The organism is Streptomyces sp. NRRL WC-3549, from assembly GCF_000721935.1.
Classification (GTDB): Bacteria; Actinomycetota; Actinomycetes; order Streptomycetales; family Streptomycetaceae; genus Streptomyces.
Window position 1 is genome coordinate 93,438 of sequence record NZ_KL585405.1, and the last position, 910, is coordinate 94,347.

At 77.3% G+C, this 910-nt stretch carries 1 protein-coding gene and 1 pseudogene; both read left to right on the forward strand.

All coding sequences use genetic code 11. The features are described 5' to 3' along the window. Positions 1 to 532: FAD binding domain-containing protein (locus tag IH13_RS0118430; RefSeq protein WP_031085811.1), on the forward strand; the 532-nt coding region annotated here is incomplete at its 5' end. Next, positions 529 to 910: pseudogene (locus tag IH13_RS0118435) on the forward strand ((2Fe-2S)-binding protein); the annotation flags it as partial. The gene IH13_RS0118430 and the pseudogene IH13_RS0118435, both read left to right, overlap by 4 nt.

Below are 910 nucleotides of genomic sequence, written 5' to 3' on the forward strand. Positions count from 1 at the left end.
CCCGACCGGCGACGCCCTGCCGGTGCTGGCGGCCCTGGAGGCCGAACTCGTCATCGCGGGCCCCGACGGCGCCCGCCGGGAGATCCCGGTCTCCCACCTGCTGGCCGGCCGCGAGATGCTGGAGCCCGCGGAGCTGATCGGCTTCGTCCGCGTACCGCTGCTGCACGCCCCGCAGGTCTTCCTCAAGGCCACCGGGCGCACCGGCCCGGGCCGCGCCACCGCCTCGGTCGCGATCGTCCTGGACCCGGCCCGGCGCGGGGTGCGCTGCGCGGTCGGCGCGATCGCCCCGATGCCGTTGCGGCCCCTGGAGGCCGAACGCTGGATCGCCTCCCTGATCGACTGGGACGGCGAACGGGGCCTGGCCCCCGACGCGCTGGCCGCCTTCGGCGAGTACGTCGCCGCGGCCTGCGTCCCGGACCAGGCACCACCGGACGACGGGGGACAGGCGCCACCGCTGCCCCCCGCCGTCCTCCACCTGCGGCGCACGGTCGCCGCGCTCGCCCGACGCGCGCTGGGGAGGGCACTGTCGTGAGCAATGAGGAGAACCCCGAGCAGCGGCACGGGGAGCCCGACCCGTACGCCGGCTGGCAGCCGACTCCGCAGGGCGACGGGTACGACGCCGACGCCACCGCCTTCGTCCACCTGGACCCGGACGACCTGGCCGGCCTCGGGGGCGACCCGCTGGCCGCGCCCGGCCACGGGTACGTACCGCCGATGATCCTGCCGCTGACCCCGGCGGCGGGGCTGGACCCGTCGGCCACGGGCAGCTGGGTCGTGCAGACGCAGAGCCAGCAGGAGCGGGCCGCTGAGGCCGCCGAGGCGGCGGGCACGACCGGCACCCCGGAGGCGGTGCACTGGCCGGACCCGAACCAGCAGCAGCCGTACGGACAGGAGCCTTACGGGCAGGAGC